Source organism: Bradyrhizobium sp. SZCCHNGR1005 (genome assembly GCF_032489995.1).
GTDB lineage: Bacteria > Pseudomonadota > Alphaproteobacteria > Rhizobiales > Xanthobacteraceae > Bradyrhizobium.
Genome location: NZ_JAUEZC010000004.1, coordinates 66,794 through 87,991, shown reverse-complemented (window position 1 = coordinate 87,991; position 21,198 = coordinate 66,794). Strand labels below are relative to the sequence as shown.

Sequence of the window (21,198 nt, the reverse complement as noted above, 5' to 3'; positions counted from 1 at the left end):
TGCCTGAAGCGGAACGCCCCCTCCCTGCGGTGAACAACTACAACCCGGCCAGGAAAGAGAGCAGCGCCTCGTTCACCTGTTCCTCGGCTTCGAGTTGAGGCCAATGGCCAACTCCTTCGAGCATCTGAAAACCACGCAGGTCAGAGAGAGAAGCCCGGAGAGCGGTCTCGCTTGGCTGCGAAACGCGATTGAGACCGTCCTTTGAGCCGGTCAGGAAGTAGGAAGGCTGCCGAATCGTGGCCCCCGCGAATGCACGGGCGCGGGCAAAGAACGGATCGATCGCACGGTAATAGTTTAGACCGCCTCGGAATCCTGTTCGAGAGAACGCGCTGATTGCCTCCGCGATGTATGTCGGATCGATCGTCCGGAGCGGTTCGGGCGCTCGCCGAAGCAACCCTCTCGCTCGATCGAAGGGATCCCAGCGGGTCTCATCAGGTGCTTGGCCCGATGTCCAATAGTAAACACCCGGAATCGTGGTCGCCGCATCTGCCCATGCGTCCTCAGCCTCAGGACGCATCTGCGCGAACATGTAGAAGTCGTGTTTTCCGGCAAGTCGGAGTTGTTCAAGAAAGCTCGGGCCGCGAAGCGATCGGAATGGAGCGCTCAAGCCGAACACTGCCGAAAAGCGATCCGGACGCATCATCGCGGCGTTCCACGCCACATTGGCTCCAAAGTCATGCCCGACGACCACGGCCGAGGGTATCTCCAGCCGGTCCAGAAGGCCGACGAGGTCGCCGACCGTGTCGAACGGCGTGTAGGCCTCAGCACTTGCTGGAGCGCTGCTGCCACCATAGCCTCGCATGTCGGGCGCGATCGCCCGCCACCCGGCATCTGCCGATGCGAGCATCTGTGAGCGCCATACCGACCAGATGGCGGGAAAGCCGTGACAGAACAGGACAGCGCGGCCGTGGCCCGTCTCTGCGACCTGAAGTTCTGCGCCGCCGACATCGATCTGCGAAAGTTTCATGCCAATCCTTCCGCTCCCGTTCGAACCTTCGGGCGGGAACCGGCGCAAGCGACAGAGCCCATCATGCCCATGCCCTTCCTACCCCACCTCGAAGTGGATAGCGCATTCGGACGTCGATCGCAAAGTGAGCCCGCGTAGTTTGACGGCAGCGCCAGATGTCAGTTGCCGCGGAAGCCAGCATGTCGGATTGGCGCGACCGGCATCACCGAGGATTTCGTCCCGTCATGCCCAAGCTCCTCGAGCGGGCGATTGCCCACTTCCAAAGCAATTCGCCGACCGATGATGCGAAACACGGCTCTCTGCTGTTTGCGGACGTGAGCGCCGCACTTCTCGCCATGCGCATTGCTCCCACATCGAGCCTCGCCGATCTGGTGCATGCGGGCGCGGAAGCGAATACTGGACCTCCAATTCGGAGCTGATGTGGGGCATGCCTGGATCCATGCTGGCCGCAGTCCACTTGGCGGAGGTGATGCAGGAACGCGGTAGCGCCGGCTGTTCGAAGTGAAGGCAGCCCGGCTGCTCGCCGATCCGGCTGAGACGCCACAAGGTCCACTTTGGACACGGGATCTCCACGGTGCCCTTTGGGATTGCATCGCGGACGAGCCTTGTTTCCCGACTATCGACGCATCTAATCGCCGTCAGCGCTACAACATATGCTGCAAATCTACCTTCCTCATTCTGCCAAATCAGCGTTACTGCCCGATGCCAAATCCGCCGGGCTCCACATCGCCCGGCGCGACGGGCGGTGCGTAGGGGCTGGTGTCGACGCGGTCGTCCTCCGGACGATAGCGATAACGGGGAACGATGTTGTAGTCGGGAATCCAGTAAGGATCTCGCCTCACCACGGGCACGATGACCAGCCTGTGCCGCCAAACCGGCCTGTGCAGCGCAGGTCGAACCTCAACTCGCGCCTCAACTCGCGGGCTGGCGGCGGCTGCAGCACTGAGCACCACCACCGTCCCCAGCGCCCACGTGACGGTCGTCATTCTCATGCGGTTGGATCTTCCTGGCCAAAGAGCCAAGTCAACGAGCCCCGTTCACGATCGTTCCGGAGTACGTCGAGGTTTGATCCGGACCAGAAGACTACTCTTCCAGGTCCTCAAAGCTGCGGACGTTCTCGGCGCGACGCGCAAGCTCATCGAACCGCATTGCGGCCTTCAACAGCGCGTCTCTGGTTTCGCCCTGACCTGAGCTCTCCGCCTTGGCCCGGAACTGTTCGGCTCGTTTGCGAAAATGTTCGGGTGAGTAGCTGCGCTCAATTCCCATGACGCTCCCTCAAAAGCCCATTCGTTCTGGGCCTTGGCTGCGCCGGATTCACCATCGCATCTCTCGGTCCAATCTTTTGGAACGTGCGCGCCGGGAGAGTCAAAATCAACAAAACAATAATTAGCTCAACAACTTAATAGCAACTTCGCCACATTCGGCGGATTGTGACCCAACCTATGTTAATGTACCTCATGCGCTTAGTTAGTAAGTGACGCATCTTACGCCTTACTGATGAGGATCATCGGGGATGGGTCAGCTTAGCAGAGGCGAACGCCTCCAAATCATGCTGTCGGCGATGGAGCTTCGGGCTGTCGATACGTGGCGTTTTGCCAAGCGGATGCCGAGCAGAGCGTCAGCGATCCGGGAATTGCTGAAGCGTGGTCTTGAAGCCGAGGGATTTTCTGAAGCCACGGAACATCAGAGGTCCAAGGACTTCTCAGTTCTCCCGGATTGAGCCCCCGCGCCGGCCTCGACCAACGCTATTATCTTCGGCATGGGTCGTCCGACCAGGTCCGCTTCAGAATGATCGTCGGCTTTCCGCGCTGGCCGGACGATTCTCCAGCCAGCCATGACTTGCAAAAGCGGGTCCGCGTCGGGAATTAGGAACTTCGTAGCGCCCGCCTCTGTTGCCGGACATGTCAGCCGTGGCAAACCTGCTCATGCGAAGGCAGAAGCTGCTCGAGCAGCTTGAGAGTGCCACAGCACAGCCCGACCGCGAGGAAATCGAACGTCAACTCGAGCAGATCGAGACGGCGCTGGAATTGCTCGAGTGGTTACCGTCGAGCAAGGATCCGGGCAAACCGTGATGTCGATCCCCCAAATCTCGCTGCAACAAGTCCTTCTGCAACGCGATCCAACGGGCTTGAAGCGCTCGATGATAACTATATTTGCGGTCCCTGCTTGCAATGCGGTTATGCGTCTATATATTAGATTTATTCGATCAGCCGCTGTGCCTTGTTGAATGCGCCCGCGGGCTCCTTTCCCAAAGACATCGTCGAAATTGAATTTGTTCGCGCGATAACCGCACGACGAACGCGCGTGTGCGCTTTGGAGAAAAGAATGACAACGGGTACTGTGAAGTGGTTCAACGGCCAAAAGGGCTTCGGGTTTATCCAGCCGAACGACGGCGGCAATGATGTGTTCGTGCACATCAGCGCGGTCGAACGCGCCGGGCTTTCCGGGCTGGCCGAGGGCCAGAAGCTGACCTTCGAGATCAAGTCCGATCGGATGCGCGGTAAGGTCAGCGCGGACAATCTTTCGCTGGCATAAAAAAGCAGCGCCTTTCCACGGATGTACTGGAAGGCGTTACGCCCGCTCAACCCCTGGGGTTGAGCGGGTTTCTGGTTTTGGACGGTTTGGGGTTTGAACGGCGGGCGGCCGCCTCCTAGAAGCTGATAAAGGATATAGCCGCCAACCGCGCTCCTGATCCGATTTTAGAACTTGAGGCTGTCACTCGGCACAGCTTACTCGGTGTAAGTCCGCCAACGCTCCGCCCTTCGGTAGATGCTCCCCGCCAGACATCGGCGCGCGCGATCGATCTGGGCCTCGGTTGCACCGTGACTACGCGCGTACATTTCGGCGACTGCCGCCGTATATTTCTCGACGTAGTATCGCACCTCCGAACAGGATATCCGTTGTACGAGCCCCGGCTCGCTGGCCGCCTGCACCTGCGAACTCATCGCCAAAATCAGCGCCCCCGCGCCGATCGCACGTCGTCCTCCCACCCACAGAACCGGCTGCCAGGACGCCTGAATCGTGCGGCTCGCGCAAATTAACAATGGTGGGAGCGCGCAAAGTTTGTGGACATTGTTGCTGAGAAGCGTCATCCGCAGAGCTCTCGGCTTTCAATGCTATCGGCTCGTTCCTTGCGTGGAACCGCTCGTGCCGCATCAGTCGGCCCGCCAGAGTCCCCGCCTCCAATCCGATGCGATCGCTCTGCTGCGCTCTCGCTGCCTCACCACGGCATAGCGGATCAGGCATCGCCGACGCGCCGCGCTATTTCTTGTTGGCGTCGAGCACCTTCTTGCAGCCGTCAGCGAGCTGGGCGTACTGCTTGTTCAAGCAGGCGATGATGCGGCCGCCGCCGGGGGTGACGGTCGCGCAGTATTTCTCGTAGTCTGCCTTGCACGCCGTCCTCTGCTCTTCGGTCAGAGCCTGGGCGACAGCGGCCTGCGACAGGCCGACCAGGGCAGTGACCAAAACGCCGTATCCGAGCTTTGACATGAAAATCCTTCCGGTGCCCGCTGCGTTGCTCCCGTCATCATGAAGATCGCCACCTTCAACATCAACAACATCGGGCGACGGCTCCCCAACTTGCTGCGCTGGCTCCGCACCGCCAAGCCCGATGTGGTCTGCCTGCAAGAGCTCAAATGCACTCAGGAGGCGTTTCCGATCGAGGCGATCGAGAAGGCCGGCTACCGAGCGGTGTGGCACGGGCAGAAGACCTGGAACGGCGTTGCCATCCTTGCGCGCAAGACCGAGCCGGTGCTGACCCGCACCGCCCTGCCCGGCACCCCCAAGGACACCGATGCGCGCTATATCGAATCCGCGGTGCGCGGCATCGTCATCGGCTGTCTCTACCTGCCGAACGGCAATCCGCAGCCCGGTCCGAAATTCGACTATAAGCTCGCCTGGTTCAAGCGTCTGCACAGGCACGCGGCCAAGCTCATCAAGAGCGAGCTGCCGGTGGTGCTGGCCGGCGACTACAATGTCGCGCCGACGCCGCTCGATATCTATCCGACCAAATCCTGGGACAAGGATGCGCTGATCCAGCCCAAGAGCCGCGCTGCGTTCAAGGCGCTGGTGGATCAGGGCTGGTGCGATGCGATCCGCGAGCTCTATCCGGACAAGCCGATGTTCACGTTCTGGGACTACAAGCGCAACCGCTGGCCGCGCGATGCCGGCCTGCGTCTCGATCATCTGCTCTTGAGCCCGCAGCTTGTGCCACGCCTGCTCAAGGCCGGCGTGGACCGCGCGGTGCGTGGCGAAGACGGCGCCAGCGATCACGCGCCGGCATGGGTCGTGCTGAAGTAGCGCTGAGATCATGATGCGATTAGGAAGAATCGCATCATGATCTCATCTGTTTGATTGCGCATGATCGCCGCACAAACGCCTATGGCGTTTGTCGCGAGGGAAAACCGGTTTCCACTTTTCCGGATCGTGCTCTAGTCCCGTCCGGCGTCCATGATCGCCTGCGCGAGCCGCGCCGGATCGGAGAAGCAAAGCTCGTGACTGCCGGGGACTTGCACCAGTCGGAATAGCCCAAGCTTGCTCGATAGCCGCGGATGCCATGGCAGGCTGTGTGGCAGCGCGGTATCCTCTGTGCAGTTGATGTAGGACTTGGCGATGCTCATCTCTGCCGGGTTGGTGCGCAGTCCGATCTTGTCCGTGAAGGTCTTGTTCGGATGCGGATTGAGCACCTCATAGGCGCGGGTGGCAGTCGCGAGATCGGCGTCGTTGATGAAGGCCTCGCGCCAGACCGGAAACGGCAGAACCACAGAGCCGTCGCCGCGCTCGGCGCTGATCGCGTCGAACAGCGCAACATAATGCGGCGGCACCATGTCGTTGAGTGACTCGCCGTCATTGGGAACGAAAGCGTTCCAGTAGACCAGCCTGCGGATTCGCGCCGGCACGCGATCGGCGACCCCGGTGATGATCATACCGCCATAGGAATGGCCCATCAGAATGATCTCGTTGAGGTCCTTCTCGGCGAGGTCATCGACGATGGATTGGATCGCCTCGTCGAGGCAGATCGTCTTCGGGTCGCCGGGCCGATTACCCCTGATGGTTGGCAGATGCACGGTGTGGCCCGCAGCACGAATATGCGCCGCAACCGGCTCAAACTCTGCACCCGTGTGCCAGGCGCCGTGGACCAGGACGTAGATTGACATGGTCGGTTTCCTTTGCAGGATATTTGACAGCTGAGCAGCCAGTGTGGCGCAGCGGCGGATGCCGCGCTTGGCTGGAACTGAACCCAATTGGCTTGGGAGCGAACTGGTGCCGGGTGTGCAGGCGCTACAGCGGAGCTGGAATACCGAGGCGGTCAGGCCGGCCGAGCAGTTCTCATTCTACCGCGAGGCGATCTGCCAAGCTTTCATGAATCTCACGCCGGAGTGGCCGAAGGGGGCCGCCTTCCCGGCGCGTGTCGAGAATGTGCAGTTCGGCGACGGTGCCGTAAACCGGGTCACCTTTCCCGAGCATACCGTGCGGCGGCTGCCATCCGACATCGCCGCGTCCAGCCGGCGCTGCTTCTACCTGAATCTCAAGCTCGCGGGCCGCTGCCGCATCCTGCAGGACAGTCACGAGCTCAGCCTCTCCTCCGGGCAGGTCGGCATCTTCGACAGCGACCGGCCGTTCACGCTGATCCATGATCGCGGACCGGTCCTCGGCGTCGCCTCGTTCAAGGTCCCCGCCGAGGCCCTAAACGATCGGTTGGGACCGTCGGGATCCGTCCCGCCGACGCGTGTGTCCGACGATCCTGCGCTCGGGACACTGATCGTGGAGAGCGCGCGATCCTTGAACGCCAATGCCCTGCGCATGCCGCCGGCGGACGCGGCGGCTCTGTTCGGCGTGCTGCTCGATCTCGTCGCATTGGCTCTGGCGCGCCGCAGCCGTGGCAACGCGCGCGAAGCAAGCTCCTTCGCGGACGCGACCGCGCTGGCATTGCGCCGCGCCATCCATGAGCGGCTGCGCGAGCCGCGCCTGACCGTCGCCAGCATTGCCACTTCGGTCGGGATCAGCGAACGCTATGTGCACAAGCTGCTCGCGCGGGCCGGCACAAGCTTCTCCGAATTCGTGATGGAGCGACGTCTCGACGGCGTCGCGGCGGAGCTGCGCGACCCCGCTCACACCCGTCGCGACATCGGCAGCATCGCTTTCGACTGGGGCTTTGCCGACCTCTCCCATTTCACGCGCCGGTTCAAGCATCGCTTCGGCGTGCGGCCGCGCGACTGGCGGGAGGGGAAGTAGTTCAACTGATCGGCCGCGGCGGCATCCGAGGACGCGCGCAGGGCACAGATCACGCCGTCAGCCGCTTGGCGTTGGCGGCGACGTGCTCGCGGTAGCGGTCGACGACCACAGCGGGGCTCGCGCCGGCCATCAGCTCGGCGGTGGCTTCCAGCGCAGCGACGATCTTCTCGGTCACCATCAGCTCGGCCTCTTCGCCGGTATCGGCGTCGCAGCGCGCGAATTTCTCGAGCCGCAGTCGGATCACCTCAGCCGCCTCCATCGCGAGCAGCGCCCCCGCAAACCAGGGGAAGCTGTCCGTGAGCGGCGCGCTGCTGTCCGGCGCGCCAGAAGGATTATCGTCCATCGTGTGCGGCTCCAAAGTCCGAGGAACTGACGTGACAGCATGGGCCTGAAACTCTAACAGCCGGCACGTTCAGAGGCAGGCTTTTTCGCAACCCTTGGCACTTGCCATTAACCATGCCGATCGCACCGGTCTGAAGCCCACGCGACACCGCCGCGCCCGGTGCCCGGTCCGGTATCCGGCGCCAGCATCACGCACTTCGGCTGTCGGGCCAGACCTGCTCCAGATTGGTCGACCGCTCGGGCAATCCCTCGGTCAGGACCGCGGTGCCGCCACACACCGGCAGATGGACGACGAGGCTTGCCGCATCCGGAACGTCGGGCCGCGGCGTCGCGTTCAACAGCAGGATCTCATCGCGCGTGCGCCTGATCTCCTTGAACTCGTAGCTGAACGCCGCCGAGTTGCGCGGGTATTCGCGCCAGATCTGCCCTTGTTTCCTGAAACTGCTTTGGGTGCCGGCATAGACATCGGCGTAAGACAGGCAGGCCGGAATGTTCAGCGTCTTGAGCACGGCCTCGCCGACATTCGAGACCGCGGGAAGCGCGCTGTTCACCGCTCCGATGGCGGCCAACACGGTCGTGGCCGCGGCGGCAAGGATCGCCAGCAATCCCCGCGTCGTCATGCGCGACTGCGCCTTGGGGGAAGAAAGCTTGGGGGAAGAGAGATGTGCATGGGCCATGACTGCGCTCTCCGCGTCTTGGCAAGTAGCGCGCAACAGGTGGCCGCCGATTGCCGCCAACCGAGGTCCGTTCACGGAAACCTAATCTGGCGCAAATCCGGCTTGGCGAGTGTGACGCAGCTCACAACCTTCGATTTCTCGATGGGCGTGGCGCTACGGGAAGACGAGCCGCGCCGCACATCGCCGCTGCGCGCCGCAGAAGCTGCTGGAATAGCCCGGCCGCGGCACCCAATTATGCTAAGACGTGGTCCCGATCCTCCCGCTAACGATTCCCTTCCCTTCATGGCCAAGAACGCACTGTCCTTTGTCTGCCAGAACTGCGGCGCGGCCTATTCGCGCTGGCAAGGCAAATGCGAGGCCTGCGGCGAGTGGAACACGCTGGCCGAAGAGGACACCACGGGCGCGACCTCGGCGCCGGTCTCGCTGCGCTCCAAGCGCAAGGGCCGGCACTTCCAGCTCGAAAGCCTATCCGGCAAGAGCCTGGACGCTCCCCGCCTCTCCTCCGGCATGACCGAGCTCGATCGCGTTACCGGCGGCGGGTTCGTGCGCGGCTCGGTGCTGCTGGTCGGCGGCGATCCCGGCATCGGCAAATCGACGCTTCTGACGCAGGCGACCTCCATGCTGGCCCGCGCCGGCCACCGTGCCGTCTATATCTCCGGCGAAGAAGCGGTGGCGCAGGTGCGGCTGCGCGCGGAGCGCTTGGGGCTGGCGGACGCGCCGGTGCAGCTCGCCTCGGAAACCTCGGTCGAGGATATCATCTCCACGCTGTCCGAAGGCACGGTGCCGCGGCTGATCGTGATCGACTCGATCCAGACCATGTGGACGGACACGGTGGAGTCCGCCCCCGGTACCGTGACCCAGGTCCGCGCCTCCGCACAGGCCCTGATCCGCTTCGCCAAGAAGTCGGGCGCGGCGATCATCCTGGTCGGCCATGTCACCAAGGATGGCCAGATCGCCGGGCCCCGGGTGGTCGAGCACATGGTCGACGCGGTGCTGTCGTTCGAGGGTGAAGGCTCGCAGCAGTTCCGGATCCTGCGCGCGGTGAAGAACCGTTTCGGCCCGACCGACGAGATCGGCGTGTTCGAGATGACCGGTCTTGGCCTACGCGAGGTTACCAACCCCTCGGAGCTGTTCCTGTCCGAGCGCGATCTCGGCAGCCCCGGCACCGCCGTGTTTGCCGGCATCGAAGGCACCCGTCCGGTGCTGGTCGAGATGCAGGCGCTGGTGGCGCCGACCTCGCTCGGCACGCCGCGCCGCGCCGTGGTCGGCTGGGACCCGAGCCGGCTGTCGATGGTGTTGGCGGTGCTGGAGGCCCATTGCGGGGTCAAGCTGTCCGGCCATGATGTCTATCTCAATGTCGCCGGCGGCTTGCGCATCCATGAGCCCGCCGCGGATCTCGCCGCGGCCGCCGCGCTGGTCTCTTCGCTGGTCAATGCGCCCTTGCCGCCGGACGCGGTCTATTTCGGTGAGATCTCGCTGTCCGGCGCGGTGCGACCGGTGGCACAGACCTCGGCGCGTCTGAAGGAAGCTGCCAAGCTCGGCTTCGGCCGGGTGGTGCTGCCCGAACAGGCGCGCGGCGAGATCGGCGGCGATGCCGGCCTTAGTCTCAACACCGTTGGCGGGTTGACGTCCCTGGTCGCCGAAATCGCCGCGCGCGGCGTTCCACGGGGCCGACCAGACGGCGCGAGGCAGGAGAATGGCCGTAAGCTTACGGAAAAAAATGCCACACCAGCGAGATTCCGCCGCCAGGACGGCTAGCCGCATCGTGACGTTCCCGTGACTCGCCGCTATACAACCCCGCAACCGGGGCTACCCACAGGATCGTGCCACCTTGCGGCCTTGTCGGGGAACCGCCCGCTCTCCCAAGAGAGCATGGCCGTGCCGCCGATTCGGAAGACGACCTTTGACCAGTGAAGCGGACCTGACCAGCCGATGCCGATAACGATCCTCGATCTCATCCTGCTCGGCGTCATGCTGATTTCGGGACTGCTCGCGATGGTCCGCGGCTTCATGCGCGAGGTACTGTCGATCGCGGCCTGGGGCGCCGCCGCGTTGGTAACGCTTTATTCATTCTCGAAGCTGCTGCCGACCGCGAAGACCTATTTCAACAACGACACGGTCGCGAGCGTGGTCGTGGTCGCCGGTACCTTCATCGGTACCCTGATCGTGGTGTCGATCATCACGGTCCGCATCTCCGACATGATCCTGGATTCGCGAATCGGTGCGCTCGACCGCACGCTCGGATTCCTGTTCGGACTGGGCCGCGGCCTTCTGATCGTGGTGGTCGCATTCCTGTTCTTCAGCTGGCTGGTGCCGGAAAAGCAGCGGCCCGATTGGGTCACCGGTGCAAAATCCCGCGTCGTCCTGCAGGGAACCGGGGATTGGCTGATGTCGCTCTTGCCTGACGACCCCGAGAACACCATTTTAAAGAAATTCAAGAAGAACAAGCCGGAAGACGACCAGACTGACACCGAGCCGCCAGCAGCAGGCGGTGATGGGTACTCAAAGCCTGCCCGCGACAGCTTGAAAAAGCTGATCGAGAAGCCCGCGGCCAAGTGAGGCCGAGGCCTCGCCTAGCAAGGCGGCATGTGAACGAGACCCAGAAGAGAGGCGCGATGGACCAGAACCACGATTCTTCCGGCGAAGCCCAACAAGCGGATCTGGACTTTGGACCTCCCCCCTACCTACGAGACCCCGACCTAGATGGAGACACGCTGCGCGAGGAGTGCGGCGTGTTCGGCATTTATGGGCACGACGACTCCGCCGCGATCACCGCGCTCGGCCTGCACGCGCTTCAGCATCGCGGCCAGGAGGCCGCCGGCATCGTCTCCTATGACGGCTCCCGCTTCCACAGCGAACGACGGCTCGGCTTGGTCGGCGATACCTTCTCCCGCCGCGAGGTGATCGAGCGCCTGCCCGGCAATGTCGCGATCGGCCATGTGCGCTATGCCACGACCGGCGCCACCATCCTGCGCAACGTGCAGCCGCTGTTCGCCGAGCTCAACGCCGGCGGCTTTGCGGTCGGCCACAACGGCAACCTCACCAACGGCCTGACCTTACGCCGCGAGCTGGTGCGCGCCGGCGCCATCATGCAGTCGACCACGGACACCGAGGTGATCCTGCATCTGGTCGCGCATTCCCGCCGCACCAATTTCATCGACCGCTTCATCGAGGCGCTGCGCGCCATCGAGGGCGCCTATTCGCTGGTCTGCATGACCAACAAGAAGCTGATCGGCGCGCGCGATCCGCTCGGCATCCGCCCGCTGGTCTATGGCGAGCTCGAGGGCTGCCCGATCCTGGCCTCCGAGACCTGCGCGCTCGACATGATCGGCGCGCGCTACATCCGCGACGTCGAGCCCGGCGAAGTCGTGATCTTCGACGAGCAAGGTATGCACAGCCACAAGCCGTTCCCGCCGAAACCGGCGCGGCCCTGCGTGTTCGAATACATCTATTTCGCCCGCCCCGATTCCATCGTCGGCGGCCGCTCCGTCTACGAGGTGCGCAAGGCGTTCGGCGCCCAGCTTGCCCGCGAAAGCCATGTCGATGTCGACGTCGTGGTGCCGGTTCCGGATTCCGGCGTGCCGGCCGCGCTCGGCTACAGCCAGCATTCCGGCGTGCCGTTCGAGCTCGGCATCATCCGCAACCATTATGTTGGCCGCACCTTCATCCAGCCGACCCAGAGCATCCGCGAATCCGGCGTGCGCATGAAGCACTCGGCCAACAAGGCCGCGATCGCGGGCAAGCGCATCATCCTGATCGACGACTCGCTGGTGCGCGGCACCACCTCGAAGAAGATCGTGCGCATGATGCGCGACGCAGGCGCGACGGAAGTGCATTTCCGCCTGGCCTCGCCGCCGATCCTCTATCCCGACTATTACGGCATCGACCTGCCGGACCGCGGCGGCCTGCTCGCTGCGACCCATTCGCTGGAGGAGATGCGCGAGCTGATCGGCGCCGACTCGCTCGCCTTCCTGTCGATCGACGGCATGTACCGCGCCATGGGCGAGCCCGCGCGCGACCCGGCCAGCCCGAAATTCTCCGACCACTGCTTCACCGGCAGCTATCCGACCCACCTCACCGACCAGGCCCTGGTGGAGCCGCAGCCGCGGCAGCTGTCGCTGCTGGCTGAGGCGAGCTGACGCGCAGCGTCATCCCGGGGCGAGGCCGCAGGCCGTGAACCCGGGATCTCGAGCTTTTTTATCCGTGCCCATTACGATCGGGATTCCGGGTTCGATGCTTCGCATCGCCCCGGAATGACGGCCGTTATGCCTATGGGCTTGTCCTAGCCGGTCACGTCTGTAAAACCGCGCCAACCAAGACGCGGAAACAGCCATGTCCCTCCCCCTCGCCTCCCGTATCGCCCTCGTCACCGGCGCCTCGCGCGGCATCGGCTATGCCACCGCGCGCGCTCTGGCCCGCGCCGGCGCGCATATCGTCGCCGTCGCGCGCACCCAAGGCGGGCTCGAGGAGCTCGACGACGAGATCCGGAAGGAGACCGGCAACGGCGCCACGCTGGTGCCGATGAGCATGACCGACACCGACGGCATCGCGCGGCTCGGCGCGGCGCTGCACGAGCGCCACGGCAAGCTCGATATTCTCGTCGGCAATGCCGGCGTGCCCGGCCCCTCCTCGCCGCTCGGTCATATCGACCTGAAGGCCTGGAACGATGCGGTCGCGGTCAATGCGACCGCCAATTTCCAGCTGATCCGCTGCATGGAGCCGCTCTTGAAGGTCTCCGACGCCGGCCGCGCCCTCTTCGTGACCTCCGGTGCCGCGCACAAGGCATCGGCCTATCTCGGCCCTTACGCCGCCAGCAAGGCCGCGCTGGAGACCTTGGCGCGGGTGTGGGCTCACGAGACCGAGCGCACGCCGCTGCGCGTCAATCTGTTCAGCCCGGGACCGATCCGCACCCGCATGCGCGCTACGGTGTTTCCCGGCGAAGATCCTGACACGCTCGACACGCCCGAGCAGGTCGCCGAATTCATCGTGCCGATGTGCCTGCCAAGCTGGACCGAGACCGGCAAGCTCTACGACTACAAGAGCCGCACGCTGAAGAACTTCCAGCCGCCGGCCTGAGCAGTTGCAGGGCGGCAACTTCGACGGCTACTTGGCGTCCTCGTCCTCGCCGGCCGCGACCTTGACGAGGCTGATCGCGCGCTCCGGGCAGGCAACGACGCACAGGCCGCAGGCCAGGCAGCGGTCGCTGCGCGGCGTATAGGCCGTCTTCATGCCGTGAACCCGAACGCGCAGGCGGCCGACGAAGGACAGCGCGCGGAAGTCGGCCGGCTCGATCGCCGTAACGTCGAATACGTCGTAGGGACAGACCTCGACACAATCGCCTTTAGCCTCGCATCGATTGCGATCGACAACGGGGACGTAGGCGCCGGGCATGGCCTGGCATTCGGTCCCCGGACGGTCGGGATGCCGCGCGGCCTTGCGCACCTTGGCCGGATTGGCTCGCTTGGAGCGACGCGGCTTGGCGACGGAGTCCGGCACACCGCCGGCTGCTGGGATCAGCTCGGAGTCACGCATCGGCGGTCAACACCATGATGTTGCCGCCGGGATCACACAGCCGATGCTGATCGCCGTCGCCCATGACGTCGATCCGTCCACGCCACCGATGGCTGTAAACGCCACCGCCTCTCATCAGGCTGCGACAGAGTCAGAGCAGTCACCATGGTCTCCATTCGGCGAGGCCGTTGAAGCTTGCCTTCCCAGGAGTGCACATGATCCGAACGCGCAGGGGCATCAGCGGGAGGCCGCGCATGGCTACTTCCTGTCCTGCCTGGCGTTGGCCGGCGTCTGATGATCGCGCGCCGCCACCAGCTCCTTGCGCAGTTTCTCCTGCTCCTCCCACGTCAACACCGGACGCTGTTCGTCACGGGGCACGTCGTTCACGGGAAGATAGTTGTAAGTATTGCCGAACCGCTCGGCCTCCGACGGCATCACGCCCGAGGACGCGCAGCCGGCAAGCGACAGTGCGGCGATCAGCCAGGCCGCCGCTGCACGCGCGCGGCGTCCGACCGCCGCCGCTTCAATCCGCGACATCTCGATGCGGACGATCATCGCACCGCTGCTCCCACATCGGCCGGATGAAGCTCCGCGATACCGAGCGTGCGCCCCGCCCCTGGCAGCCCGGGCGGGCTCTTCGTCCAGGGATAGCCGCGTCTGCCCATCTGGTAACCGCGATCGAACAGCGCGCCCATATAGGCCCGGTCGAACGGTCCATCTGCCTGCACCGTAAAATCGTCCGGGATGCTGGCGAGATTGAAATCAACGCCGTTGAATTTGGTGATGGAGTAGATGCGGTAAAGATCTCCGATGCCCTGGTTCTTGATCAGGGTGGACAGCGAGCGCTGCGTGACCGAGAGCATGTCGGCACCGACGTTCTCCCATTGCGGGTCGATGCGAGCGTTGCGAATGACGAACAGCCGCGCGCCGCGCGATGCGCGCCCGGCCCGCTGGCTCGCAATCAGGCGCTGGATCGACGGGCCGATGAAGACCTGCCGGGTGACGCCGCCATCGACATGAAGCTCGTCATAATCCTTGTCGCCGATGCGAACCTTGATGCGCACCGGTGCGAACGCACCGGGCACGGTAGCCGAGGCCAGCAGCACCTGGCGAAACAGCGCGATCGCCTCGGGCGTATCGACCGCAGCGATTCGGCCCATATCCCACAGCACCGGCCGCTGGGCATCGAGGTCGGTCGTCCCGATCAGCAGGACACGCCCCTTGCTACTCTCGCGGGCGACATCGCGCAGGAAGTCGCGATCGACATATTTCTCGATCAGGTTCGAGAGCGGCGCATTGTCGGCCAGTGCCGCTCCCTGCAGCAGTCCGGAGACGTTGACCGTGAAGATGTCCTTCCGGCCATAGGTGGTGAAGATCTCGCGCAGCTTGTCGTCGCGCTCGCGGCCGAGAAACACGAACGGCGCAATCAGCGCACCCGAGCTCACCCCGGTCACCATGTCGAACAACGGCCTCTTACCGGACTCGCTCCAGCCGACCAGAAGGCCCGCGCCGAACGCGCCATTCTCCGCGCCGCCGGAGATCGCGAGGAAGTTGAGCTGCCGCGACGCCAGGGCATTCGCGGAGGCGCGTTGCACGAGCGTGTCGGCAAATGCCGGCGTCGCCTCATCGCCCCAATACCGGACGTCTCGGAAGCCGACCGGATCGAGGTGGCCGGAAGCCATCTCCGGCGGCGCAGTGCGGGGCATGAGCGCGGCGCAGGCCGCGAGCTGGGCGGACGCCAAGATCGCCCCGGCGATCCGAAACAGTTGCGCCGCGCGGCTGCGGAACGATACCTCTCGCCCGGGCGCGGTCGCGCCTATCGCCCCCCTGGGCGTGGCCAACGCAGGAAAGCCCCGCGACATCAGGTCGAGACGCATCATACCCCTGGATACCTTGGCCGCTCATTCCTAGATAAACTACTCTAATAATGTTCCACAACTTCCCGCCCACGTCCACTAAAGTTAGATCAAATTCTCTAGATTAGAGGACACGGAAGTGTTTCTTTATGTTTCCAGGGCTGAGCAGCGGACGGCGCCATGAGGAAGGTCGACCCGGTCAAACACGAACAGCGGCGCCAGGAGATCATCCAGGCGGCGCTGCGCTGCTTCGTCAGGAACGGATTCCATGGTGCAAGCACGACCGACATCTGCGCCGAAGCCAAGATGAGCCCGGGGCACCTCTACCATTACTTCCCCAGCAAGGAGGCCATCGTCGAGGCTCTGGTGCAGAGTGACCTCGCCCATGCGGCCTCGCGCGTCGAATTGATCCTGGCATCTCCCGACATCGTCGAGGCGTTGCTGAGAGAGATCGAGGACACCAGCATCCATCGGCCTGAAGCCCAGGTCCTGAGTGCCGAGGCGCTGGCGGAAGCCTGCCGGAATCCGTCGTTCGCACGCATCGTCCAAGAACATGCGCGCGCGATACGCGCCCTGCTTGTCGATTTCCTCATCAAGGCGCAGCGCCGCGGTGAGGTCGATCCTGCGCTCGATCCCGAAGCCGCCGCCAACATTCTCTCTGCCGTGGTCGACGGCGCCCGCGCGCTGCCGATCCGCAATCCCACCGTCGACATCAAGAAAAGCACGGAGCATTTGCGGATCATGCTCAACCGCTTCCTGAGGCCGCCGGCGACGCCGATGCGACCTCCCGCGGGAAGCAGCAAGCGCCGGGCCTGTGGCCCCCTGGGTCTGCTGAAGAAGAAATGACCGGCCTCGCGGACCGTCCCGCGGTGCGCGCCAACTCGACAGATCCCGGCCTGCGCAAGGCCCGCCCTGGACGGGCGCCGCGATTGACTCCGCTCACCGCCCGCGATTGACTGCAATCAACAAGCAGCTGACCACAGCTCACAGGGAGGATGCCATGACGCGCGCCTTGCGCGAACTCGCGAGCATTGTCGCCCGGTTCGTTCCGCTGGTGGTTGCAGCCTTCCTCATCCTGCTTCCGCGTTTTGCCGGGGCCGGCGAGATTCCGACCTTCGCCGTCGACCCGTCCTGGCCCAAGCAGCTCCCCAACAACTGGATCATCGGCCAGGTCGGCGGCATCACCGTCGACTGGCAGGGCCATATCTGGATGATCCATCGGCCGCGCTCGCTGACAGACGACGAGAAAGGCGCGACGCTGACGCCGCCCCGCTCCAGATGCTGCATCCCGGCGCCGGCCGTGCTCGAATTCGATGTCGACGGCAATCTGCTCCGCGCCTGGGGTGGTCCGGGCGACGGCTACGAATGGGTCGGGCGCGAGCACGGCATCGAGGTCGACGAGCGCGGCTTCGTCTGGATCGGCGGCAATGCAGACAACGACAACGCGATCCTGAAATTCACCCTCGACGGGAAATATGTCGGGCAGATCGGCAGCATCGCGCCGAGCAAGGGCTCCAATGACACGACGCAACTCGGCAAGCCGGCTGAGACCGCGATCGACAAGGATGCCAACGAAATCTACATCGCCGACGGCTACGGCAATCGCCGGGTGATCGTGTTCGACGCGACGACACTGACCTACAAGCGGCACTGGGGCGCCTATGGCCACGTGCCTGACGACGCCAAGCAGCCGCCCTACGATCCGAAAGCGCCGGTCGCGCAGCAGTTCGGCAACCCCGTCCATTGCGTGAAGATCGCGGGTGACGGGCTGGTCTATGTCTGCGACCGCATCAATGACCGTATCCAGGTGTTCAAGAAGGACGGCACCTTCGTCAAGGAATGGTTCTTCGAGAAGAACACGCTCGGCAACGGCGCGGTGTGGGACCTCGCGATCTGGCCCGATCCGAAGCAGAGCTACTTGCTCTCGGCCGATGGCGAGAACAACGAGATCCGCATCATCGATCGCAATAACGGCAACGTGGTCGGCAGCTTCGGTCATACCGGCCGCAGCGCAGGCCAGTTTCACTGGGTGCACGCGATGGCCGTGGACAAGCTCGGCAACGTTTATACCGCCGAGGTGGACACCGGAAAACGCATCCAGAAATTCAGATTGACCTCGGACGCGCTCCGATAAACCCAAAAATGCAGGAGCCGGATCGTGGACGCGGCCCCGCGCCTTTTTGCGCATTGCTGCCGCACGCAAGAGGAGCTATCGAACGAAGATCAGCAAAAGCCCCGCTCAAGAGGGCAGCGCTGGACACAACACCAGGGAGGATACAATGACGACGACCTATGCGCGGCGGCTCGCGATGCTGCTCGCCGCCACCACGCTCGGCTTTGCTGGTCACGCTTCCGCCGACGACAAGACCGTCAAGATCGGCGTGCTCAACGACATGTCGAGCCTCTACGCCGATATCGGCGGTCCCAATTCGGTGGCCGCAGTCAACATGGCAGTGGAGGATTCCGGCCTCAAGTCCAAGGGCTGGACCATCGAGGTCATAAGCGGCGACCACCAGAACAAGCCTGATGTCGGCGTCAACATCGCAAGGCAGTGGATCGACAGCCAGAAGGTCGACGCCATCGCCGATACGCCGAACTCCGGCGTCGCGCTCGCCGTCTCCAATCTGGTCAAGGAGAAGAACGCGATCCTGCTCAATTCGGGCGCCGCGACCGCAGACCTCACCGGCAAGGCCTGCAACGCCAACACCGTCTCCTTCACCTACGACACCTACATGCTCGCCAACGGCACCGGCAAGGCGCTGACCAAAGCCGGTGGCGATACCTGGTTCTTCCTCACTGCGGATTACGCCTTCGGTGCGGCACTGGAGCGCGACACCACCGCAGTCGTCACGGCGAACGGCGGCAAGGTGCTCGGCAGCGTCAAGCATCCGATCAACTCGTCCGACTTCTCCTCCTTCCTGCTGCAGGCGCAGTCGTCGAAGGCCAAGGTCGTCGGGCTCGCCAATGCCGGCGGCGACACCACCAATGCGATCAAGCAGGCTGCCGAATTCGGCATCGTCCAGGGCGGCCAGAGGCTCGCGGCGCTGCTGCTGTTCGTCACCGACGTGCATGCACTCGGCCTCAAAGTCGCGCAGGGCCTCACCTTTACCGAGTCCTTCTATTGGGACCTGAACGACAAGACCCGCGCCTGGTCGAAGCGCTTCATGGAGGCGTCGCCCAAGCATACGATGCCCTCGATGACGGTCGCCGGCAATTACGCCGCCGTGCTGCATTACCTGAAGGCGTTGGAGGCGCTTGGCGGCAATCCGCATGACGGCGCCAAGGTGGTCGCCAAGATGAAGGAGATCCCGACCGACGATCCGCTGTTCGGCAAGGGCCCGCTGCGCACCGATGGCCGCCGCCTGATCCCGGCCTATCTGTTCGAGGTCAAGAAGCCCGAGGAATCGAAGTACCCTTGGGACTACTACAAGCTGATCGCAACGATTGCGCCGGAAGATGCCGCCAAGCCGCTGGAAGCGAGTGACTGTCCGCTGGTGAAGAAATGACGGCGCATAATTTCTGTATGTTTCGCCTGTGTCGGACCGGAAACTTTTGAGCCATCGGCGAGGTTCGCGTGTTGCGAACCTCGCCGCTGTTTCTCCTCGCGCATCACGCATCCGCAGCGCGATCGCTGAGAGTCATGCGAAGGAGAAGCGCCTGTGATCAAGAGATAGTTACTGACCGGTGCCGTGGAGGCGCGCGCGCTCACGAGAACGACACATCGCTGTCACCTACCGCGACTAAATGCCGCAGCGCGACAGCACACGTTCTTTTAGGGCCAGCCGAATGAAAATCAGACTTCTTTCCACGGTCGCAGTTTCTGCGCTCGCCATCACGATTGCATGCACCGCTCCTGTCTCCGCGGATCAGGACGAACGGGGCCATCAGCATGCACATGACGGAGACACCGCGACACCGATCAAGCATCTCGTGATCATCTTCAACGAGAACCGTTCCTTCGACCATTATTTCGCGACCTATCCGAACGCCGGCAATCCGGCCGGAGAAATTCCCTTCAAGGCCAAGCCGCATACGCCGAAGGTGAACAACCTCGCCAACGCCAATCTCCTGGTCAACAACCCGAACTCGACCAACACGGCCAACGGCACCGGCGCGACAGACCCGTTCCGCCTCGACCGCACCCAGGCCAACACCCGTTCCCAGAACCACGCCTACACGCCCGAGCAGCAGGCCTACGACAACGGCAAGGCTGACCTGTTCCCGAAATTCACGGGCCGCGGCACCGCCGGCGGTGCCGGTGCCTTCGGCACCAACGGCCAGGTGATGGGCTATTTCGACGGCAACACCGTCACGGCATTCTGGAATTACGCTCAGAACTTCGCGATGAACGACGCCGCCTATACTGACACCTACGGCCCGTCGACGCCCGGCGCGATCAACGTGATCTCCGGTCAGACCAACGGTGCGCAGAACATCGTCGGCTCGTCATCATCGATCGCAGACGGCCAGGGCGGCCTGACGCTGATCGGCGACACCGATCCCGCCTATGATTCCTGCTCGAGCACGACGAGCACGGTCTTGATGTCGGGACAGAACATCGGCGACCTGCTCAACGATGCGAAGATCAGCTGGGGCAGCTTCATGGGCGGCTTCAACCTCTCTCTGACCAACACCAACGGCACGACCGGCTGCGCGCGCAGCACCTATTCGAGCAACGTGGCCAGCACCATCACCGACTATATCCCCCACCACGCCTGGTTCCAGTATTACAAGTCGACGGCTAACCCGACCCATGCGCGGCCGAGCTCGCTTAGCGCAATTGGACACACGTACAAGGCCGACGGCAAAACCGTCGATCCGGCCAATCACGCCTATGACCTCGAGGACTTCTACGCCGCGGTCTCGGCCGGCAATTTCCCCGCCGTTTCCTACATCAAGATGCCGGCCTATCAGGACGGTCATCCCGGCAATTCCGACCCGCTCGACGAGCAGGCCGGCAACGTCGAGCTGATCAACTTCCTGCAGCAGCGTCCGGACTGGAAGGAGACCGCGGTCATCGTGACCTATGACGACTCCGACGGCTGGTACGACCACGCCTATGCGACGCCGACCAGCGCCTCCTACGACTCCAGCGCCGATCAGGTCAACGGCGCCGGCCTGTGCGGCACCGGTGCTGCCACCCAGCCTCAGCCCAAGGGCCTCAACGGCACGCCCGTCAACGGCCGCTGCGGTCCGGGCACGCGGGTTCCGTTCATCGTGATCTCGCCCTACGCCAAGCAGAACTACGTCAGCCACACGCGCATCTCGCAGGCTTCCGTGGTGCGCTTCATCGAGGACAACTGGTTGCACGGCCAGCGCCTGGGCCGCGGCTCGTTCGACGCCAGCGCCGGATCGATCATGGACCTGTTCGACTTCGAACATGATCACGACGATGAGGCGAACAAACTGTTTCTCGATCCGACTGCGGGCACCGTCATCGTGAGCGTGCCCGAAGGCCATCACCACTAGATCATGATGCGATTAGAACGAACCGCATCATGATCTCATCTCTTTGATTGAGCATGATCTCCGCGCAAACGCCTATGGCGTTTGTCGCGAGGGAAAACCGGTTTCCACTTCTCCGGATCATGCTCTAAGCGATCAGAACAGA

Annotated in this window: 24 protein-coding genes; 13 read left to right on the top strand and 11 right to left on the bottom strand. The window is 63.7% G+C overall.

Features of this window, described 5'->3' with window-relative positions; translation table 11 throughout:
- Positions 1 to 37 precede the first annotated feature (37 nt).
- On the bottom strand, positions 38 to 967 hold the full coding sequence (locus tag QXZ85_RS18145; protein ID WP_315767776.1) for an alpha/beta hydrolase: 930 nt from the start codon (positions 965 to 967) through the stop codon (positions 38 to 40).
- 224 nt (positions 968 to 1,191) lie between these two features.
- Here QXZ85_RS18145 and QXZ85_RS18140 point away from each other — a divergent pair, with 224 nt between their 5' ends.
- Complete coding sequence (locus QXZ85_RS18140) at positions 1,192 to 1,386, top strand: hypothetical protein (RefSeq protein WP_315767775.1); 195 nt, start codon at positions 1,192 to 1,194, stop codon at positions 1,384 to 1,386.
- Positions 1,387 to 1,659: 273 nt separating this feature from the next.
- Here the strand turns inward: QXZ85_RS18140 and QXZ85_RS18135 are convergent, their stop codons facing one another.
- On the bottom strand, positions 1,660 to 1,959 hold the full coding sequence (locus tag QXZ85_RS18135; RefSeq protein WP_315767774.1) for a hypothetical protein: 300 nt from the start codon (positions 1,957 to 1,959) through the stop codon (positions 1,660 to 1,662).
- Positions 1,960 to 2,050: 91 nt separating this feature from the next.
- Positions 2,051 to 2,233, bottom strand: a complete 183-nt coding sequence (locus QXZ85_RS18130) for a hypothetical protein (RefSeq protein ID WP_315767773.1) — start codon at positions 2,231 to 2,233, stop codon at positions 2,051 to 2,053.
- A 644-nt stretch (positions 2,234 to 2,877) separates the two neighbouring features.
- Here QXZ85_RS18130 and QXZ85_RS18125 point away from each other — a divergent pair.
- Positions 2,878 to 3,039, top strand: a complete 162-nt coding sequence (locus tag QXZ85_RS18125) for a hypothetical protein (RefSeq protein WP_315744520.1) — start codon at positions 2,878 to 2,880, stop codon at positions 3,037 to 3,039.
- Between the two features lie 253 nt (positions 3,040 to 3,292).
- Positions 3,293 to 3,502 carry a cold-shock protein gene (locus QXZ85_RS18120; RefSeq protein WP_315704220.1) on the top strand — a complete coding sequence of 70 codons (210 nt, stop codon included), beginning with the start codon at positions 3,293 to 3,295 and terminating at the stop codon, positions 3,500 to 3,502.
- 194 nt (positions 3,503 to 3,696) lie between these two features.
- On the opposite strand, the gene QXZ85_RS18115 is transcribed toward QXZ85_RS18120, so the two are convergent.
- Both QXZ85_RS18115 and QXZ85_RS18110 read right to left on the bottom strand, forming a co-directional pair.
- Positions 3,697 to 3,912 (bottom strand): hypothetical protein, encoded by a 216-nt coding sequence (locus tag QXZ85_RS18115; RefSeq protein ID WP_315744518.1) that lies wholly within the window; start codon positions 3,910 to 3,912, stop codon positions 3,697 to 3,699.
- Between the two features lie 316 nt (positions 3,913 to 4,228).
- Complete coding sequence (locus QXZ85_RS18110) at positions 4,229 to 4,456, bottom strand: cysteine rich repeat-containing protein (protein WP_315704221.1); 228 nt, start codon at positions 4,454 to 4,456, stop codon at positions 4,229 to 4,231.
- A gap of 39 nt (positions 4,457 to 4,495) precedes the next feature.
- On the opposite strand from QXZ85_RS18110, the gene QXZ85_RS18105 reads away from it, so the two are divergent.
- The gene (locus QXZ85_RS18105) at positions 4,496 to 5,266 is read left to right on the top strand and encodes an exodeoxyribonuclease III (protein ID WP_315807335.1); all 771 of its coding nucleotides are present in this window, start codon (positions 4,496 to 4,498) and stop codon (positions 5,264 to 5,266) included.
- A gap of 131 nt (positions 5,267 to 5,397) precedes the next feature.
- On the opposite strand, the gene QXZ85_RS18100 is transcribed toward QXZ85_RS18105, so the two are convergent.
- Positions 5,398 to 6,123 carry an alpha/beta hydrolase gene (locus tag QXZ85_RS18100; RefSeq protein WP_315766647.1) on the bottom strand — a complete coding sequence of 242 codons (726 nt, stop codon included), beginning with the start codon at positions 6,121 to 6,123 and terminating at the stop codon, positions 5,398 to 5,400.
- 106 nt (positions 6,124 to 6,229) lie between these two features.
- Here QXZ85_RS18100 and QXZ85_RS18095 point away from each other — a divergent pair, with 106 nt between their 5' ends.
- The gene (locus QXZ85_RS18095) at positions 6,230 to 7,201 is read left to right on the top strand and encodes a helix-turn-helix domain-containing protein (protein ID WP_315766659.1); all 972 of its coding nucleotides are present in this window, start codon (positions 6,230 to 6,232) and stop codon (positions 7,199 to 7,201) included.
- Between the two features lie 49 nt (positions 7,202 to 7,250).
- On the opposite strand, the gene QXZ85_RS18090 is transcribed toward QXZ85_RS18095, so the two are convergent.
- Positions 7,251 to 7,544, bottom strand: a complete 294-nt coding sequence (locus tag QXZ85_RS18090) for a hypothetical protein (RefSeq protein ID WP_315704226.1) — start codon at positions 7,542 to 7,544, stop codon at positions 7,251 to 7,253.
- Between the two features lie 187 nt (positions 7,545 to 7,731).
- Positions 7,732 to 8,220 carry a hypothetical protein gene (locus QXZ85_RS18085; RefSeq protein WP_315704227.1) on the bottom strand — a complete coding sequence of 163 codons (489 nt, stop codon included), beginning with the start codon at positions 8,218 to 8,220 and terminating at the stop codon, positions 7,732 to 7,734.
- A gap of 282 nt (positions 8,221 to 8,502) precedes the next feature.
- On the opposite strand from QXZ85_RS18085, the gene radA reads away from it, so the two are divergent.
- The 4 genes from radA (at position 8,503) to QXZ85_RS18065 (ending at position 13,296) form a co-directional block, all read left to right on the top strand.
- Positions 8,503 to 9,978: a DNA repair protein RadA gene (gene radA, locus QXZ85_RS18080; RefSeq protein WP_315761732.1), complete on the top strand. Its 1,476-nt coding sequence runs from the start codon at positions 8,503 to 8,505 to the stop codon at positions 9,976 to 9,978.
- 174 nt (positions 9,979 to 10,152) lie between these two features.
- On the top strand, positions 10,153 to 10,779 hold the full coding sequence (locus QXZ85_RS18075; protein ID WP_315704229.1) for a CvpA family protein: 627 nt from the start codon (positions 10,153 to 10,155) through the stop codon (positions 10,777 to 10,779).
- A 56-nt stretch (positions 10,780 to 10,835) separates the two neighbouring features.
- A complete protein-coding gene (gene purF, locus QXZ85_RS18070) occupies positions 10,836 to 12,359 on the top strand; it encodes an amidophosphoribosyltransferase (protein ID WP_315704230.1) in 1,524 nt (507 codons plus the stop codon).
- 193 nt (positions 12,360 to 12,552) lie between these two features.
- Positions 12,553 to 13,296: an SDR family NAD(P)-dependent oxidoreductase gene (locus QXZ85_RS18065; RefSeq protein ID WP_315704231.1), complete on the top strand. Its 744-nt coding sequence runs from the start codon at positions 12,553 to 12,555 to the stop codon at positions 13,294 to 13,296.
- A gap of 27 nt (positions 13,297 to 13,323) precedes the next feature.
- Here the strand turns inward: QXZ85_RS18065 and QXZ85_RS18060 are convergent, their stop codons facing one another.
- From QXZ85_RS18060 to QXZ85_RS18050, 3 genes are all read right to left on the bottom strand, one after another.
- Positions 13,324 to 13,752, bottom strand: coding sequence for an ATP-binding protein (locus QXZ85_RS18060; protein ID WP_315744425.1), 429 nt, complete (start codon positions 13,750 to 13,752; stop codon positions 13,324 to 13,326).
- Positions 13,753 to 13,989: 237 nt separating this feature from the next.
- The gene (locus tag QXZ85_RS18055) at positions 13,990 to 14,286 is read right to left on the bottom strand and encodes a hypothetical protein (RefSeq protein ID WP_316174574.1); all 297 of its coding nucleotides are present in this window, start codon (positions 14,284 to 14,286) and stop codon (positions 13,990 to 13,992) included.
- On the bottom strand, positions 14,283 to 15,611 hold the full coding sequence (locus QXZ85_RS18050; RefSeq protein WP_315744424.1) for a patatin-like phospholipase family protein: 1,329 nt from the start codon (positions 15,609 to 15,611) through the stop codon (positions 14,283 to 14,285). Before QXZ85_RS18050 ends, QXZ85_RS18055 begins: the two co-directional genes overlap by 4 nt.
- 156 nt (positions 15,612 to 15,767) lie before the next feature.
- Here QXZ85_RS18050 and QXZ85_RS18045 point away from each other — a divergent pair, with 156 nt between their 5' ends.
- From QXZ85_RS18045 to QXZ85_RS18030, 4 genes are all read left to right on the top strand, one after another.
- The gene (locus tag QXZ85_RS18045) at positions 15,768 to 16,433 is read left to right on the top strand and encodes a TetR/AcrR family transcriptional regulator (RefSeq protein WP_315704235.1); all 666 of its coding nucleotides are present in this window, start codon (positions 15,768 to 15,770) and stop codon (positions 16,431 to 16,433) included.
- A 154-nt stretch (positions 16,434 to 16,587) separates the two neighbouring features.
- Positions 16,588 to 17,721, top strand: a complete 1,134-nt coding sequence (locus QXZ85_RS18040; RefSeq protein WP_316174572.1) for a hypothetical protein — start codon at positions 16,588 to 16,590, stop codon at positions 17,719 to 17,721.
- A gap of 145 nt (positions 17,722 to 17,866) precedes the next feature.
- Complete coding sequence (locus QXZ85_RS18035; protein WP_316174570.1) at positions 17,867 to 19,093, top strand: ABC transporter substrate-binding protein; 1,227 nt, start codon at positions 17,867 to 17,869, stop codon at positions 19,091 to 19,093.
- A gap of 280 nt (positions 19,094 to 19,373) precedes the next feature.
- Positions 19,374 to 21,056, top strand: a complete 1,683-nt coding sequence (locus QXZ85_RS18030; RefSeq protein ID WP_315704238.1) for an alkaline phosphatase family protein — start codon at positions 19,374 to 19,376, stop codon at positions 21,054 to 21,056.
- Positions 21,057 to 21,198: the final 142 nt, after the last annotated feature.